This window comes from Thauera chlorobenzoica (assembly GCF_001922305.1).
GTDB classification, from domain to species: domain Bacteria; phylum Pseudomonadota; class Gammaproteobacteria; order Burkholderiales; family Rhodocyclaceae; genus Thauera; species Thauera chlorobenzoica.
In genome coordinates, this window is sequence record NZ_CP018839.1 from 2,168,052 (window position 1) to 2,183,265 (window position 15,214).

Below are 15,214 nucleotides of genomic sequence, written 5' to 3' on the forward strand. Positions count from 1 at the left end.
GATCCGGGCGACGGGATTCAGCCGGGGCGGCTCGTGGTGGCGAGCCGGCGCATCAACTGCTGCACCAGGTCGTTCTGCATGTCACGGTAGAGGAGTTCCTCTTCCTGTTCCTTGCCCAGCACCTGGCTGTCGTCGAACGTGTATTCGCGCCTGGCCGACAGGGTGGTGGGCGGGATCAGGGCCTGCCCGGCCTTGTCCAGCACCTGGAAGCGCAGGGTCTGGGTGAGCTGGTACTCGCGCACCTTGCCGGCCCCGGTGAGGCTGAGGATCTCGCGACCGCGATTGTTGGTGAGGATCCGCAGGCGGGCCTCGGCGTCCTGCTCGTCCTCGGCCACCACGGTCGTTCCGGTGGTGGCGATCATTCGCCGCAGCCGGGCGCCGAGCTCGGTCTGTGCCGGGGTGTTGATATGCACGGAGGCGAAGCCCAGCTGCTGCGGCCCGCGCAGGTGAAAGCCACAACCAGCCAGGGTCAGCGCGGCCAGTCCGCTGCCGGCCAGCAGGAGGCGGCGGCGGGCAGCATCAGCGGGGCCGCTCGGCGCCGGGTGGGCGGGGGGCGGGCAGGCAAGGGGCGGGCGGACAGACATGGGGCGTTCCTCAGGCGACGATGTTGACCAGGCGTCCCGGCACCACCACGACCTTCTTTGCCGGCTTGCCGTCCATGAACTTCTGCGCCGCTTCGCAGGCGAGCGCGATCTCCTCGATGTCCGCCTTCGTCGCGTCGGCGGTGACCTTGATGCTGCCGCGCAGCTTGCCGTTGACCTGCACCATCAGCTCGACTTCGTCCTGCTTGAGTGCGGCTTCGCAGACCTCCGGCCAGCTGGCGGCGAGGATGTCGGTGCCGAAGCCGCAGTCCTGCCACAGTGCGTGGCAGATGTGTGGCGCGATCGGCGACAGCAGCCGGAGCAGGATCGAGAAGCCTTCCTCGGCCACTTCGGCGTGCGCCGCCGGTACCGTGCCGGCGAGGTCCTTGTGCGCCTTTTCGAGCGCGTTGAGGATCTTCATCGCCGCCGACACCACGGTGTTGAACTGATGCTTGCCGAAGTCGTAGCTCGCCTGCTTGAGATGGGTGTGCACCTCGCGGCGCAGCTCGGCCGCCGCCGCGGGCAGCATGCCGGCGGCAAGTGCGCGTTCGGCGGGGAGGGCGGCGCGGGTGGCGGTGGCGAAGGCATGGCCGTAGTTCCACACCCGGCGCAGGAAGCGCGAGGCGCCCTCGACGCCCGAATCCGACCATTCCAGCTGCTGGTCGGGCGGTGCGGCGAACATCATGAACAGGCGCGCGGTGTCGGCGCCGTACTGGTCCACCAGCGACTGCGGGTCGACGCCGTTGTTCTTCGACTTCGACATCTTCTCGGTACCGCCGATGACCACCGGCAGGCCGTCGGCGGCCAGCTTCGCGGCGACGATGCGGCCGCGCTCGTCGCGCTCGACCACCACGTCGGCGGGGTTGATCCACTGTTTCTTGCCGCCGTCCAGTTCGCGGTAGTAGGTCTCGGCCACCACCATGCCCTGGGTGAGCAGCGCGGTGAAGGGCTCGGAGACCTTGGTCAGGCCGCAGTCGCGCATCGCGCGGGTGAAGAAGCGCGAGTACAGCAGGTGCAGGATGGCATGCTCGATGCCGCCGATGTACTGGTCGACCGGCGCCCAGTAGTTCACCCGCTCATCGAGCATCGCGCCGGCGTTGTCGGCACAGGCGTAGCGCAGGAAGTACCACGAGGACTCGACGAAGGTGTCCATCGTGTCGGTCTCGCGCTTCGCCGGCTGGCCGCACTTCGGGCAGCTGCATTCAAAGAACTCGGGCATCTTCGCCAGCGGCGAGCCGCGGCCGGTGACGGCGACGTTCTCGGGCAGCACCACCGGCAGTTGCGCGTCGGGCACCGGGACGTCGCCGCAGGTGTCGCAGTGGATCATCGGGATCGGGCAGCCCCAGTAACGCTGGCGCGAGATGCCCCAGTCGCGCAGGCGGTACTGCACGCGCTTGGCGCCCAGGCCCCTGGCGGCGAGGTCGGCGGCGATCGCATCGACCGCGGCCTGGAAGTCCAGCCCGTCGTACTTGCCCGAATTCACCAGGTGGCCGTATTCGGCGTAGGCGTCCTGCCAGGGCGCGGCGGTGTCGGCGTAGGCCTCCGAGGCGACGACCATGCGGATCGGCAGTTCGTACTTGGTGGCGAAGGCGAAATCGCGCTCGTCGTGCGCTGGCACCGCCATCACCGCGCCTTCGCCGTAGCCCATCAGCACGTAGTTGGCGACCCACACTTCGAGCAGCTCGCCCGACAGCGGATGGACGACCTTCAGCCCGGTCGGCATGCCTTTCTTTTCCATCGTCGCCAGGTCGGCCTCGGCGACGCCGCCGTGCTTGCACTCGTCGACGAAAGCCGCCAGCGCCGGGTTGCCCGCCGCGGCCTGGGTGGCGAGCGGGTGCTCGGCGGCGACGGCGACGTAGGTGGCGCCCATCAGGGTGTCGGCGCGGGTGGTGAACACTTTCAGCACGCCGTCGTGGCCGATGCTGGCCGGATCGAACGGGAAGTGGATCTCGACCCCCTCGGAGCGCCCGATCCAGTTCTTCTGCATCAGCTTGACCTGCTCCGGCCAGTCGGGCAGATCGTCCAGTGCGGTGAGCAGCTCGTCAGCGTAGGCGGTGATCCTCATGTAGTACATGGGGATTTCGCGCTTTTCGATGAGCGCGCCCGAGCGCCAGCCGCGGCCGTCGATGACCTGCTCGTTGGCGAGCACGGTCTCATCGACCGGGTCCCAGTTGACCGTGCCGAGTTTCTTGTAGATCAGGCCCTTCTCGAACAGGCGGGTGAACAGCCACTGCTCCCAGCGGTAGTACTCGGGCGTGCAGGTGGCGAGCTCGCGCGACCAGTCGAGGGCGAAGCCGAGGCGCTTCAACTGCGCCTTCATGTAGTCGATGTTGGCGTAGGTCCACTGCGCCGGGGGCACGTTGTTCTGGATCGCGGCGTTCTCCGCCGGCATGCCGAAGGCGTCCCAGCCCATCGGCTGCAGCACGTTGAAGCCCTTCATGCGGTGGAAGCGCGCGAGCACGTCGCCGATGGTGTAGTTGCGCACGTGCCCCATGTGCAGCTTGCCCGAGGGGTAGGGGAACATCGACAGGCAGTAGTACTTGGGCCTGCTCGCGTCTTCGGTCACGCGGAAGGCGTCGGTGGAGTCCCAGTGCTGCTGGGCGGCCGTCTCGACGGCGGCGGGCTGGTATTTGTCCTGCATGGGCGTGCTGGCTGACCGGATGGCGTTGAAAACACGCCAGTATACCGTGAAGGCGGGTCCCCGCGGGGGGCTCCGCCGCAGGGACGCCCTCCCTCAGGCCGTCTTCTGCGGCGTGCGCAGCCGGCGCTGCCAGGACTCCTGAAAGGCGACGAACAGGTCTTCCATGGCCAGCAAGGGCAGGCGCCACATGCGGGACTGGCTGCGGACGAAAGGCACGACCTGCGGTGTGCACAAGGTGCTGCGCTCGTTTTCGAGCAGGCGGGCAAAATGGTCCATTGCCGCGCCCCAGTATTCGGCGTTACCGACCCAGCCGGTCTCTTCGGTGGCCTCGCGCACGGCCTTGCGCCAGAGGGTCTCGGCACGTTCGATCGAAACGCCCGCCTTATGGGCGTACCACGGTAGAAGTTTGGGAGTCTTCATGGTCTGTTCTCCTGGGCGCGGGGTGTCGCGCCGTGGTCCGAGCCGACCTTGTGGGCCGGGGTTTGAAATTTGGTGCTGCACTGCGGAATAAATATTACTTGTTGCATCATGCTGATTAAGAGGTGTGTTTGTCTGTTTTTCAGATGTTAGTCCGAATCAAATCACAAAAGATTCCGCAGTGCACAAAAAATTGATCGCGTGTTGATATTTTGCAAATGAACGCGCCAAACAGGCTTTGGCCGTCCGGATGGTCCACTGCCGCCGGTCTTCGAACGGACGCCGGTCCGTGACGACCGGATTACAATGCACGGCCAACGAGGAATCCCGATGTCCGACCTGCTCGCCAATCTCAACACCGAACAACTCCAGGCCGTGACCCTGCCGCCCCAGCATGCGCTGATCCTTGCCGGCGCCGGCTCGGGCAAGACCCGCGTGCTCACCACCCGCATCGCCTGGCTGGTCCAGTCCGGCCAGGCCGATCCGGCCGGCATCCTGGCGGTGACCTTCACCAACAAGGCCGCCAAGGAGATGCTCGCTCGCCTGTCGACGATGCTGCCGGTGAGCCCCCGCGGCATGTGGATCGGCACCTTCCACGGCCTCGCCAACCGCCTGCTGCGCGCCCACCACCGCGACGCCGGTCTGCCGCAGCTGTTCCAGATCCTCGATTCGGCCGACCAGCTCGCCGCGATCAAGCGCCTACTGAAGACGCTCAACGTCGATGACGAAAAGTTCCCTCCGCGCGAGCTGCAGCACTTCATCAACGGCCAGAAGGAGGCGGGCAACCGCCCCCATGCGGTCGAAGCCTGGGACGACTACACCCGCCAGCGTGTCCAGCTCTACCAGGAGTATGAAGCGCAGTGCCAGCGCGAGTCTGTTGTGGATTTTGCGGAGTTGCTGCTGCGCAGCTACGAGCTGCTCGAGCGCAACGAGCCGCTGCGCTGCCACTACCAGCGCCGCTTCCGCCACATCCTGGTCGACGAGTTCCAGGACACCAACCGCCTGCAGTACCGCTGGCTGAAGCTCTTCGCCGACGAGGGGCGCGAGGGCGGCGGAGCGCTGTTCTGCGTCGGCGACGACGACCAGAGCATCTACCGCTTCCGCGGCGCCGAGGTCGGCAACATGCGCGACTTCGAGCGCGAGTTCCGCGTCGCCAACGTGATCCGCCTGGAGCAGAACTACCGCTCGCACAGCAACATCCTCGACGCCGCCAACGCGATCATCCGCCACAACAGCAACCGCCTCGGCAAGAACCTGTGGACCGACCAGGGCGCGGGCGAGCCGATCCGCATCTTCGAGGCCTACTCCGACGGCGACGAGGCGCGCTGGATCGTCGACGAGATCCAGCAGCTGGTGCGCGACGGCGCGCTGAGAAGCGAGATTGCGCTGCTCTACCGCTCAAACGCGCAGTCGCGCGTGCTCGAGCACCAGCTGTTCTCGGCCGGCATTGCCTATCGCGTGTATGGCGGGCTGCGCTTCTTCGAGCGCCAGGAGATCAAACACGCGCTCGCCTACCTGCGCCTGATCGCCAACGCGGACGACGACACCGCCTTTGCCCGCGTGGTGAACTTCCCCACCCGCGGTATCGGTGCGCGCTCGCTCGAAGTGCTGCAGGACGCCGCGCGCACCTACAACACCAGCCTCTACGCGACCGTGCCGCACCTCACCGGCAAGCCGGGCACGTCGCTGGCGCAGTTCGTCCGCCTGGTCGAGGACCTGCGCCGCGACACCGCCGGCCTGCCCCTGCCCGAGCTGGTCGACCACGTGCTCGACGCCAGCGGGCTGCGCGCCCATTACAAGGCCGAGAAGGAAGGCCGCGAGCGGCTCGAGAACCTCGACGAGCTGATCAACGCCGCCGCCAACTTCCTCGCCGAAGCCCAGGCTCAGCGTGCGCCCGACGAGGCGCTGCCAACGCATGCGCTGCTCGCCGATTTTCTCGCCCACGCTTCGCTCGAGGCCGGCGAGCACCAGGCCGACCAGGGCGCCGACGCGGTGCAGCTGATGACGGTGCATTCGGCCAAGGGCCTGGAGTTCAACGCGGTGTTCCTGTCCGGGCTGGAGGAGGGCCTGTTCCCGCACGAGAACAGCACCCTCGAGAGCGACGGCCTGGAGGAGGAGCGCCGGCTGATGTACGTCGCGGTGACGCGGGCGCGCGAGCGGCTCTACCTGTCCTTCGCCCAGAGCCGCATGCTGCACGGGCAGACGCGCTACAACCTGCGCTCGCGCTTTCTCGAGGAGGTGCCGGCCGGGCTGACCAAGTGGCTCACCCCGCCCAAGCCGCGTAGCGCCGCCGGCGGCGAGTTCGGCGCGATGCGGGGCGGTGCGGGCGGCGGTTATTTGAAGCCGTTATTCGCCGCGCAGACGCCGCGCGCGCCGCGACCGAGCTTCGCCCAGTTGCCCAACGGGCTGCGCATCGGTCAGGCGGTGAGCCATGCGAAATTCGGCCAAGGCGTCATCGTCGCCGCCGAGGGCAGCGGGAACGACGCGAAAGTGCAGATCAACTTCGGCCCGGCCGGGGTGAAGTGGCTGCTGCTGTCGGTGGCCAAGCTCGAGGCGGCCTGATCAGGCTCCGTAGGTGCGCGCCAGCGCATCGTGCAGGGCGACGAATTCCTGCGTCAGCTTGTGCCTGGGGTCGAGATGGATCATCGGCATCGCTTGCGCGTGCGATTCCTTGATCCTCACCGAGGCCGACAGATAGGGCTGGAGTACCGGCAGGCCTTCGTCGACGAGCTCCTGCACCACTTTCTGCGGCAGGCTGGCGCGCGGCTGGAACTGATTGACGACGATCCCTTCCACCGCCAGATCGCGGTTGTGGTCGCCGCGGATCTCGGCGACGTTCTCCAGCAGCGCATACAGGGCGCGGCGCGAGAACTCGTCGCAGTCGAACGGGATCAGGCAGGCGTCGGCTGCGATCAGCGCCGAGCGGGTGAAAAAGTTGAGCGCCGGCGGGGTGTCGATCCAGATGCAGTCGTAGTCGTCGGCGAGCTCGTCGAGCGCGTCGCGCAGCTTGTAGATCTTGTAGCGCGACTCCAGCTTGCCCTGCAGCTCCTCGAGTTGCGGGTGCGAGGGCATCAGGTGCAGGCCGGCGAAGGGCGTGGCGACGACGAACTCGGCAGTGGCGCGCGGGCTGAGCTTGAAGTTCAGCGTCTGGTCGAAGAAGCCGGCCAGCGTCGCCTCCAGCGCGTCGCCCGCGGCACCGAGCAGGTACTGGGTGGAATTGCCCTGCGGGTCGAGATCGACCACCAGGGTGCGCCTGCCCTGGCGCGCGCTGATCGCGGCGAGGTTGCAGGTGATGGTGGACTTGCCCACCCCGCCTTTCTGATTGAATACCACGCGTCGCATTTTCCGCTCCCTTCGTCCGGTCCCGCATTCTGCCAAAAAGCAGCCAATGCGGGGTCTTGGCGGGCGAGGAAAGTGCGACCGGCCGATCACCGGTGCTGGCAGGCGGGGCTCGATCCGGGGCCGGCGCGGGAGCCAGGGGGGTGACTCGGGCCGTGCCAAAGGCCGCTCGCCTGCGCTAAACTCGGCGGCGTCGGCCGGGGGCGTTGCGGCGCCACGGCCGTACCCGAAAAACAAGCTTCCGACCGGGAGTCACCCCAAACGACACATCCTGCGCGCGGCGATTTTGCCCTGCGCGCGGCCGACGGGCGGGTGCCCGTCCTACCTCATAAAACATACCTTACGTTCCGAGAGGGAAAATACATGGACCAGGATTTCATCGCTGCCGCGCTGGATTACCACCGCGCGCCGACACGCGGCAAGATTTCGGTCGTCCCGACCAAGAGCCTGATCAACCAGCGCGACCTCGCGCTCGCTTATTCGCCCGGTGTCGCCGCGGCCTGCGATGCGATCGTCGCCGATCCGGCCGAAGCCTTCGAACTCACCAGCCGCGGCAACCTCGTCGCCGTCGTCACCAACGGCACCGCGGTGCTCGGCCTGGGCAACATCGGCCCGCTCGCGGCCAAGCCGGTGATGGAAGGCAAGGGCTGCCTGTTCAAGAAGTTCGCCAACATCGACGTCTTCGACATCGAGCTGGCGGAGAACGACCCGGACAAGTTGATCGAGATCATCGCTTCGCTCGAGCCCACGCTGGGCGGCATCAACCTCGAGGACATCAAGGCGCCGGAGTGCTTCTACATCGAGAAGAAGCTGCGCGAGCGCATGAAGATTCCGGTCTTCCACGACGACCAGCACGGCACCGCGATCATTTCCGCCGCCGGCCTGATCAACGGCCTGAAGGTGGTCGGCAAGGACATCGGCCAGGTCAAGCTGGTGTGCTCGGGCGCCGGCGCGGCGGCGATCGCCTGCCTCGACCTGATGGTGAGCGTCGGCCTCAAGCGCGAGAACATCACCGTGTGCGACTCGAAGGGAGTGATCTACGAAGGTCGCGAGGCCAACATGGAGCCGACCAAGGCGCGCTATGCGCAGCGAACCGCGGCACGCACCCTGGGCGACGTCATCGACGGCGCCGATGTCTTCCTCGGCCTGTCCACCGCGGGCGTGCTCAAGCCCGAGATGGTGGCAAAGATGGCGCCGCGGCCGCTGATCTTCGCCCTCGCCAACCCGAACCCCGAGATCCTGCCTGCCGACGCCAGGGCGGTGCGCCCGGACTGCGTGATCGCCACCGGCCGTTCGGACTTCCCGAACCAGGTCAACAACGTGCTGTGCTTCCCCTTCATCTTCCGCGGCGCACTCGACGTCGGCGCGACCACGATCAACGAGGAGATGAAGCTCGCCTGCGTGAAGGCGATCGCCGAGCTGGCCGAGGCCGAGGCGAGCGACATCGTCGCCAGCGCCTACGGCGGCCAGGAGCTGGGCTTCGGCCCCGAGTACATCATCCCCAAGCCGTTCGACCCGCGCCTGATCGTCAAGATCGCGCCGGCGGTGGCGAAGGCGGCGATGGAGTCCGGTGTGGCGACCAAGCCGATCGAGGATTTCGATGCCTATGTCTCGAGCCTGAACGCTTTCGTGTACCAGTCGGGCATGTTGATGAAGCCGGTGTTTTCGGCGGCCAAGCGCGTTGCCGCCGAGCACAAGCGCGTGATCTACGCCGAAGGCGAGGATCCGCGCGTGCTCCACGCGGTGCGTGTGGTCCTCGACGAAGGCCTGGCGCGCCCGATCCTGATCGGGCGTCCGGACGTGATCGAGATGCGGATCAAGAAGATCGGCCTCAACCTCGCCGCCGGGCGTGATTTTGAAGTCGTCAATCCCGAGTTCGATCCCCGCTACCGCGATCTGTGGAACGAGTACTACCGGCTGATGAGCCGCGACGGCGTGACGCCCGACATCGCCAAGGCCAAGATGCGCCGCGACACCACGCTGATCGGCGCGATGCTGCTGCGCAACGGCGACGCCGATGCGCTGGTGTGCGGCACCTACGGCACCTACGACTACCACCTCAAGCAGGTCGAGGACGTCATCGGCCTGGCGCCGGGGGCGAAGCGGTTCGCGGCGATGAACCTGCTGCTGCTTACCAAGCGCATGCTGGCGGTCACCGACACCTACGTGAACGAGAACCCGAGCGCGGAAGAAGTCGCCGACATCGCCCGCATGGCGGCCGAAGAGCTGCGCCGCTTCGGCATCGAACCGAGCGTGGCCCTGCTGTCGCATTCCAACTTCGGCAGCTCCAATTCGGCCTCGGCGCGCAAGATGCGCGAAGCCTGCGCGATCCTGCGTGCGGCTGCGCCCGAGCTCAACTGCGACGGCGAGATGCACGGCGACGCTGCGCTGTCGCAGGAAATCCGCGACAAGCTCCATCCGGACTCGACCCTCGTCGGCGAAGCCAACCTGCTGGTGATGCCCAACCTCGACGCCGCCAACATCTCCTTCAACCTGATGAAGATGGCCAACGGCGACGGCGTCACGGTGGGGCCGATCCTGCTCGGCGCCGCGCAGCCGGTGCATATCCTGACCCCGTCGGCGACCGTGCGCCGGCTGATCAACATCACCGCGCTGGCGGTGGTCGATGCGCAGGCGTCGCGCAGCGCCGGTGCTCGTTGAGGGCGCGCTTCGATCCAGGCATGACCGGAACGGGGCCGTCGGCGACCCCGTTCCAGCCAACGGAGACCGATATGAACCACGCAATCCGCTTTCATCGCACCGGCGGTCCCGAAGTCCTGCAATGGGAGGCGGCCGCACTGCCCGCGCCCGCCGCGGGCGAGGTCCGGCTACGCCACCACGCGGTGGGACTGAACTACATCGACACCTATCACCGCAGCGGCCTCTATCCACTGGCGCTGCCTTCCGGGCTGGGCCTGGAGGCGGCCGGCGTGGTCGAGGCGGTGGGCGAGGGCGTCGATGAATTCGCCCCCGGGGACCGCGTCGCCTACACCAGCGGGCCGCTCGGCGCGTATGCCGAGGCGCGCAACATACCCGCCGCGCATCTGGTCCGCCTGCCGGCCGGGATTTCTTTCGAGCAGGGCGCGGCAATGATGCTGCAAGGGGTGACGGCGCAATATCTGCTGCGCAGCACCTACCCGGTGCAGGCCGGCGACGTCGTGCTGATCCATGCCGCCGCCGGCGGCGTCGGCTCGATCATGGTGCAGTGGGCGAAGCTGCTCGGCGCCACCGTGATCGGCACGGTGGGCACCGACGACAAGGCGGTGCAGGCGCGCGCGCTCGGCTGCGACCACGTCATCGTCTACACGCGCGAGCGCTTTCCGGCGCGGGTGCGTGAAATCACCGGCGGGGAAGGGGTGGCGGTGGTGTACGACTCGGTGGGGCGGGACACGTTCATCGATTCGATAGCCTGCCTGCGCCGCCGCGGCATGATGGTGAGTTTCGGCAATGCCACCGGTGCGGTCGCGCCCTTCGACTGCGCGCTGCTGGCGAAGGCGGGGTCGGTGTATGTGACCCGCCCAGGCCTGTTCGACTACATCGCCAGCCGTGCCGAGCTGCTCGGGCGGGCCGGCGAGCTGTTCGACGTGGTGGGCTCGGGCAAGGTGAAGATCGCGATCAACCAGCGCTACGCGCTGAAGGATGCGGCCCAGGCCCACCGCGACCTCGAAGCGCGCCGCACCACCGGCTCGACCGTCCTGCTGCCCTGAGCGGGGTGCACATCGGGCGTAGGGGGCGGTGCAGGCTCGGGTAAAATCCGTGCCATGAATTCCGCCGCCCCCGCCGCTGCCCAGGCCGAACCGGGCTTCGTCCCGAGCGCTCCGCGCTTCGTCCATCTCCGCCTTCATTCCGAGTACTCGATCAGCGACGGCATCGTCCAGCTCGACCCGGCCATCGCCACCGCGGCGGCCGACGGCATGCCGGCGCTCGGTATCTCCGACCTCGCCAACCTGTTCGGCATGGTCAAGTTCTACAAGGGCGCGCGCGCCAGGGGCATCAAGCCGATCATCGGCGTCGACGCCTGGATCCAGAACGAGACCGAGCGCGACAAGCCTTTCCGCGCGCTGCTGATCTGCCGTGACCGGATCGGCTACGGCCAGCTGTGCGAACTGCTGACGCGCGCCTATCTCGACAACAAGTACCGTGGCCGCGCCGAGATGCGCCGCGAATGGTTCGACGACGGTGCCGCAAGCGGGCTGCTGTGCCTGTCCGGTGCGCTGGAAGGCGACGTCGGCGCGGCACTGGCCGCCGGCAATGGAGAGCTCGCCGCCCAGCTTGCCGCCGACTGGGCGCGGCGCTTTCCGGACGCCTTCTACATCGAGATCCAGCGCGCCGGCCATCCCGGCACCGAGAGCTACATCCGCCACGCGGTGGACATCGCCGGCCGCCTCGGCCTGCCGGTGGTGGCAACCCACCCGGTGCAGTTCCTCACCGGTGAGGACTTCAAGGCCCACGAGGCGCGGGTGTGCATCGCGCAAGGCTATGTGCTTGCCGACAAGCGCCGGCCGCGCGAGTTCACCGAGGAGCAGTACCTCAAGAGCCAGGCGGAGATGTGCGAACTCTTTGCCGATCTCCCCGAGGCGCTCGAGAACGCGGTCGAGATCGCGCGCCGCTGCTCGCTGACGGTGCAGCTGGGGAAGAACTTCCTGCCGCTGTTCCCGACTCCCGAAGGCATGACGCTGGACGACTTCCTGGTCGAGGAAGCCAAGGCCGGCCTCGAGCGGCGCCTCGCCCAGCTCTACCCGCAGCCCGAGGAGCGCGAGAAGCAGCGCCCGCGCTACGAGCAGCGCCTGAAGTTCGAGACCGACACCATCATCCAGATGGGCTTTCCCGGCTACTTCCTGATCGTGGCCGACTTCATCCGCTGGGGCAAGAAGAACGGCGTGCCGGTGGGGCCGGGTCGTGGCTCGGGCGCGGGCTCGCTCGTCGCCTACTCGCTTGACATCACCGACCTCGACCCGCTCGAATACGCGCTGCTGTTCGAGCGCTTCCTCAACCCGGAGCGGGTGTCGATGCCCGACTTCGACATCGACTTCTGTCAGGACAACCGCTACCGCGTCATCGAATACGTGCGCGAACGCTACGGCAAGGACGCGGTGAGCCAGATCGCCACTTTCGGCACGATGGCCTCGAAGGCGGTGGTGCGCGACGTCGGCCGCGTGCTCGACCTGCCCTACGGCCTGTGCGACCGCCTCTCCAAGCTGGTCCCGATCGAGGGCGCCAAACCCGTCTCGCTCGCCAAGGCCTACGAGCTGGAGCCGCAGATCGGCGAGATGATGGCCGACGGCAACGACGGCGAGTCGGTGCAGCAGCTGTGGAGCCTCGCCCAGCCGCTGGAGGGCCTCTCGCGCAACGTCGGCATGCACGCCGGCGGGGTGCTGATCGCGCCCGGCAAGCTCACCGACTTCTGCCCGCTCTACATCGCCGACGGCGAGGACGCCACCCCGGTGTCGCAGTTCGACAAGGACGACGTCGAAGCCGTCGGCCTGGTCAAGTTCGACTTCCTGGGGCTACGCAACCTCACCATCATCGAGCTCGCCCTCGAGTACGTCGAACGCATGACCGGCAGCCGCCCCGACCTGATGAGCCTGGGCTTCGAGGACCCCGCCGCCTATCAGATCCTCAAGGACGCCAACACCACGGCGATCTTCCAGGTCGAATCGGACGGGATGAAGAAGCTCCTGAAGAAGCTCGCCCCCGACCGCTTCGAGGACATCATCGCGGTGCTCGCGCTGTACCGCCCCGGCCCGCTCGGCTCGGGCATGGTGGACGACTTCATCCTGCGCAAGAAGGGCCAGCAGGAGATCGACTACTTCCACCCCGACCTCAAGGCCTGCCTGGAGCCGACCTACGGCGTCATCGTGTACCAGGAACAGGTGATGCAGATCTCCCAGATCATCGGCGGCTACACCCTGGGCGGCGCCGACATGCTGCGCCGCGCGATGGGCAAGAAGAAGCCCGAGGAGATGGCCAAGCACCGCGAGACCATCGCCGCCGGGGCGAAGCAGAAGGGCTACGACCCGGCGCTCGCCGAGCAGCTCTTCGACCTGATGACCAAGTTCGCCGAGTACGGCTTCAACAAGTCGCACACCGCGGCCTACGCGGTGGTGACCTACCACACCGCCTGGCTCAAGGCCCACCACTGCGCCGCCTTCATGGCGGCGACGATGTCCTCCGACCTCGACAACACCGATACGGTGAAGATCTTCTACGAGGACACCGTCGCCAACAAGATCACCGTGCTGCCGCCGGACGTGAACGCCTCCGACTACCGCTTCGTGCCGGTGGATCGGAAGACGATCCGCTACGGCCTGGGCGCGGTGAAAGGCTGCGGCGAGCCGGCGGTGCGCACCATCCTTGCCGCGCGCGCGAAGGGCGGCGCCTTCCGCGACCTGTTCGAGTTCTGCGAGCGCGTCGACCGCCGCCTGGTGAACCGCCGCGTGATCGAGGCGCTGATCCGCGCCGGGGCGATGGACGCGCTCGCCGGCCACCAGGGGCTGGACCGCGCGCAGCTGATGGCGACCGTCGCGCTGGCGATGGAGGCGGCCGAGCAGGCCGCGGCCAACGCGTTGCAGGGCGGGCTGTTCGACCTCATCCCCGAGGCCGCCGGTGCCGCGCCCGAGTTCGCCAGGATCCGCCCGTGGACCGAGCGCGAGCGGCTGAAGGAGGAGAAGCTCGCGATCGGGTTCTTCCTCTCCGGCCACCCGTTCGATGCGTTCAAGGCCGAAGTACGGCGCTTCGTGCGCCGCACCCTGGCCCAGATCGAGCCCTCGCGCGATATCACGATGCTCGCCGGGGTGGTGATGGAGGCGCGCACCAAGATGGGCAACCGCGGCAAGATGGCGTTCGTGCAGCTCGACGATGGCACCCAGCCGCGCGAGGTCGCGGTGTATTCCGAAGTGCTGGATGCGAACCGCGGCAAGATCGTCACCGACGAGGTGCTGGTGGTCGAGGGCAAGGTCAGCAACGACGAATTCTCCGGTGGCCTGCGCATCGTCGCCGAGCGCCTGCTGACGCTGGGTGAGGCGCGCGGCCGCTTCGCCCGCGGGCTGCAGCTGCGCCTCGACGGCGAGGCCGGCAGCGCCGCCGCCGTGGTCGGCCAGCTGCAAGGCCTGCTCGAACCGTTCCGTACCGAGGGCTGCCCGGTCCGCCTCGGTTACCGCAATTCCGCTGCCGAAGCCGAGCTGTTGTTCGGCGAGCGCTGGCGGGTGCGGCTCGACGACGCGCTGCTCGATGCGCTGCGCGAGTGCCTGGCGCCCGAGGCGGTCGAGGTGATTTATCCCTGAACGGCGAGGTCCGGGCGGCTATTAACCCGCTAGGCACATACCGTTCGGGTTGGGCCTGTCGACGCCCGGCCGACGCCCTTCGACACCCTCAGGGCGAACGGTGGCGCCTATTCCATTACCGGGTTAATCGCCAGGTCCGGCTCAGCGCCGGGCGCTGCAGTGGTTGGCGATGGCGACGAACTGTGCCACCGACAGTTTTTCGCCGCGCAGCCCGGGGTCGAGCCCGAGGGCATCGAAGTCGGCCTCGCCGACGAATTCGCGCAGCGTGTTCTTCAGCGTTTTGCGGCGCTGGCCGAAGGCTGCGGTGACGATGCGCCCGAGCAGGGCCTCGTCCTGTGCGCCGAGCTCTTCGGGCGGCAGCGGCGCCATGCGCACGATGCTCGACATCACCTTCGGCGCCGGGCGGAAAGCGCCGGGCGGTACGTCGAACAGCCGCCCCATGCGGAAGCGGTACTGCAGCATCACCGACAGGCGCCCGTACTCCTCGGTGCCGGGCGCGGCCACCATGCGCATCACCACTTCCTTCTGCAGCATGAAGGTCATGTCCTTGACATGCTCGGCGAAGCCGGCGAGGTGGAACAGGATCGGCGTCGAGATGTTGTACGGCAGGTTGCCGACGACGCGCAGCGGTTTTTCCTCCTCGCCGCCCAGGCTGGCGAAGTCGAACTTCAGCGCATCGCCTTCGTGGATCGTCAACTGTGTCGGGGGGTAGGTTTCGCGCAGGCGCGCGATCAGGTCGCGGTCGATCTCGACCACGTGGAGGTGGCCGAGGCGTTCGATCAGCGGCGCCGTCATCGCCCCCAGGCCGGGGCCGATCTCGACCATCCGCTCACCCGCCTGCGGGCGGATGCCGTCGATGATGCGGCGGATGGTGTTGGGGTCGGAGAGGAAGTTCTGGCCGAAGCGCTTGCGCGCACGGTGGCCGTCGGTGTCGAAGTCGTGCATCGGTGTCC

The 15,214-nt window shown here is 67.6% G+C and carries 9 protein-coding genes; 4 read left to right on the forward strand and 5 right to left on the reverse strand.

Annotation, left to right across the window (positions count from 1 at the left end; all coding sequences use genetic code 11):
* Window positions 1-17: 17 nt before the first annotated feature.
* From Tchl_RS10090 to Tchl_RS10100, 3 genes are all read right to left on the reverse strand, one after another.
* Window positions 18-584: an LPS-assembly lipoprotein LptE gene (locus Tchl_RS10090; protein WP_075148285.1), complete on the reverse strand. Its 567-nt coding sequence runs from the start codon at window positions 582-584 to the stop codon at window positions 18-20.
* A gap of 10 nt (window positions 585-594) precedes the next feature.
* On the reverse strand, window positions 595-3,222 hold the full coding sequence (leuS, locus tag Tchl_RS10095) for a leucine--tRNA ligase (RefSeq protein WP_075148286.1): 2,628 nt from the start codon (window positions 3,220-3,222) through the stop codon (window positions 595-597).
* Between the two features lie 93 nt (window positions 3,223-3,315).
* Window positions 3,316-3,642: a hypothetical protein gene (locus Tchl_RS10100; protein ID WP_075148287.1), complete on the reverse strand. Its 327-nt coding sequence runs from the start codon at window positions 3,640-3,642 to the stop codon at window positions 3,316-3,318.
* 327 nt (window positions 3,643-3,969) lie between these two features.
* On the opposite strand from Tchl_RS10100, the gene Tchl_RS10105 reads away from it, so the two are divergent.
* A complete protein-coding gene (locus Tchl_RS10105; protein WP_075148288.1) occupies window positions 3,970-6,201 on the forward strand; it encodes a UvrD-helicase domain-containing protein in 2,232 nt (743 codons plus the stop codon).
* Here the strand turns inward: Tchl_RS10105 and Tchl_RS10110 are convergent, their stop codons facing one another.
* Window positions 6,202-6,981 carry a ParA family protein gene (locus tag Tchl_RS10110; protein WP_075148289.1) on the reverse strand — a complete coding sequence of 260 codons (780 nt, stop codon included), beginning with the start codon at window positions 6,979-6,981 and terminating at the stop codon, window positions 6,202-6,204.
* Between the two features lie 360 nt (window positions 6,982-7,341).
* On the opposite strand from Tchl_RS10110, the gene Tchl_RS10115 reads away from it, so the two are divergent.
* From Tchl_RS10115 to dnaE, 3 genes are all read left to right on the forward strand, one after another.
* A complete protein-coding gene (locus tag Tchl_RS10115) occupies window positions 7,342-9,639 on the forward strand; it encodes an NADP-dependent malic enzyme (RefSeq protein ID WP_075148290.1) in 2,298 nt (765 codons plus the stop codon).
* 71 nt (window positions 9,640-9,710) lie between these two features.
* On the forward strand, window positions 9,711-10,685 hold the full coding sequence (locus Tchl_RS10120; protein ID WP_075148291.1) for a quinone oxidoreductase family protein: 975 nt from the start codon (window positions 9,711-9,713) through the stop codon (window positions 10,683-10,685).
* Window positions 10,686-10,739: 54 nt separating this feature from the next.
* Window positions 10,740-14,261 carry a DNA polymerase III subunit alpha gene (dnaE, locus tag Tchl_RS10125; RefSeq protein WP_075148292.1) on the forward strand — a complete coding sequence of 1,174 codons (3,522 nt, stop codon included), beginning with the start codon at window positions 10,740-10,742 and terminating at the stop codon, window positions 14,259-14,261.
* A gap of 141 nt (window positions 14,262-14,402) precedes the next feature.
* Here the strand turns inward: dnaE and rsmA are convergent, their stop codons facing one another.
* Window positions 14,403-15,206: a 16S rRNA (adenine(1518)-N(6)/adenine(1519)-N(6))-dimethyltransferase RsmA gene (gene rsmA, locus Tchl_RS10130; RefSeq protein WP_075148293.1), complete on the reverse strand. Its 804-nt coding sequence runs from the start codon at window positions 15,204-15,206 to the stop codon at window positions 14,403-14,405.
* Window positions 15,207-15,214: the final 8 nt, after the last annotated feature.

Coding starts and splice junctions, on each gene's coding strand:
- Tchl_RS10105 (WP_075148288.1), top strand. CDS start 3,970: ATGTCCGACCTGCTCGCCAATCTCAACACCGAACAACTCCAGGCCGTG.
- Tchl_RS10110 (WP_075148289.1), bottom strand. CDS start 6,981: ATGCGACGCGTGGTATTCAATCAGAAAGGCGGGGTGGGCAAGTCCACC.
- rsmA (WP_075148293.1), bottom strand. CDS start 15,206: ATGCACGACTTCGACACCGACGGCCACCGTGCGCGCAAGCGCTTCGGC.
- Tchl_RS10120 (WP_075148291.1), top strand. CDS start 9,711: ATGAACCACGCAATCCGCTTTCATCGCACCGGCGGTCCCGAAGTCCTG.
- leuS (WP_075148286.1), bottom strand. CDS start 3,222: ATGCAGGACAAATACCAGCCCGCCGCCGTCGAGACGGCCGCCCAGCAG.
- Tchl_RS10100 (WP_075148287.1), bottom strand. CDS start 3,642: ATGAAGACTCCCAAACTTCTACCGTGGTACGCCCATAAGGCGGGCGTT.
- dnaE (WP_075148292.1), top strand. CDS start 10,740: ATGAATTCCGCCGCCCCCGCCGCTGCCCAGGCCGAACCGGGCTTCGTC.
- Tchl_RS10115 (WP_075148290.1), top strand. CDS start 7,342: ATGGACCAGGATTTCATCGCTGCCGCGCTGGATTACCACCGCGCGCCG.
- Tchl_RS10090 (WP_075148285.1), bottom strand. CDS start 584: ATGTCTGTCCGCCCGCCCCTTGCCTGCCCGCCCCCCGCCCACCCGGCG.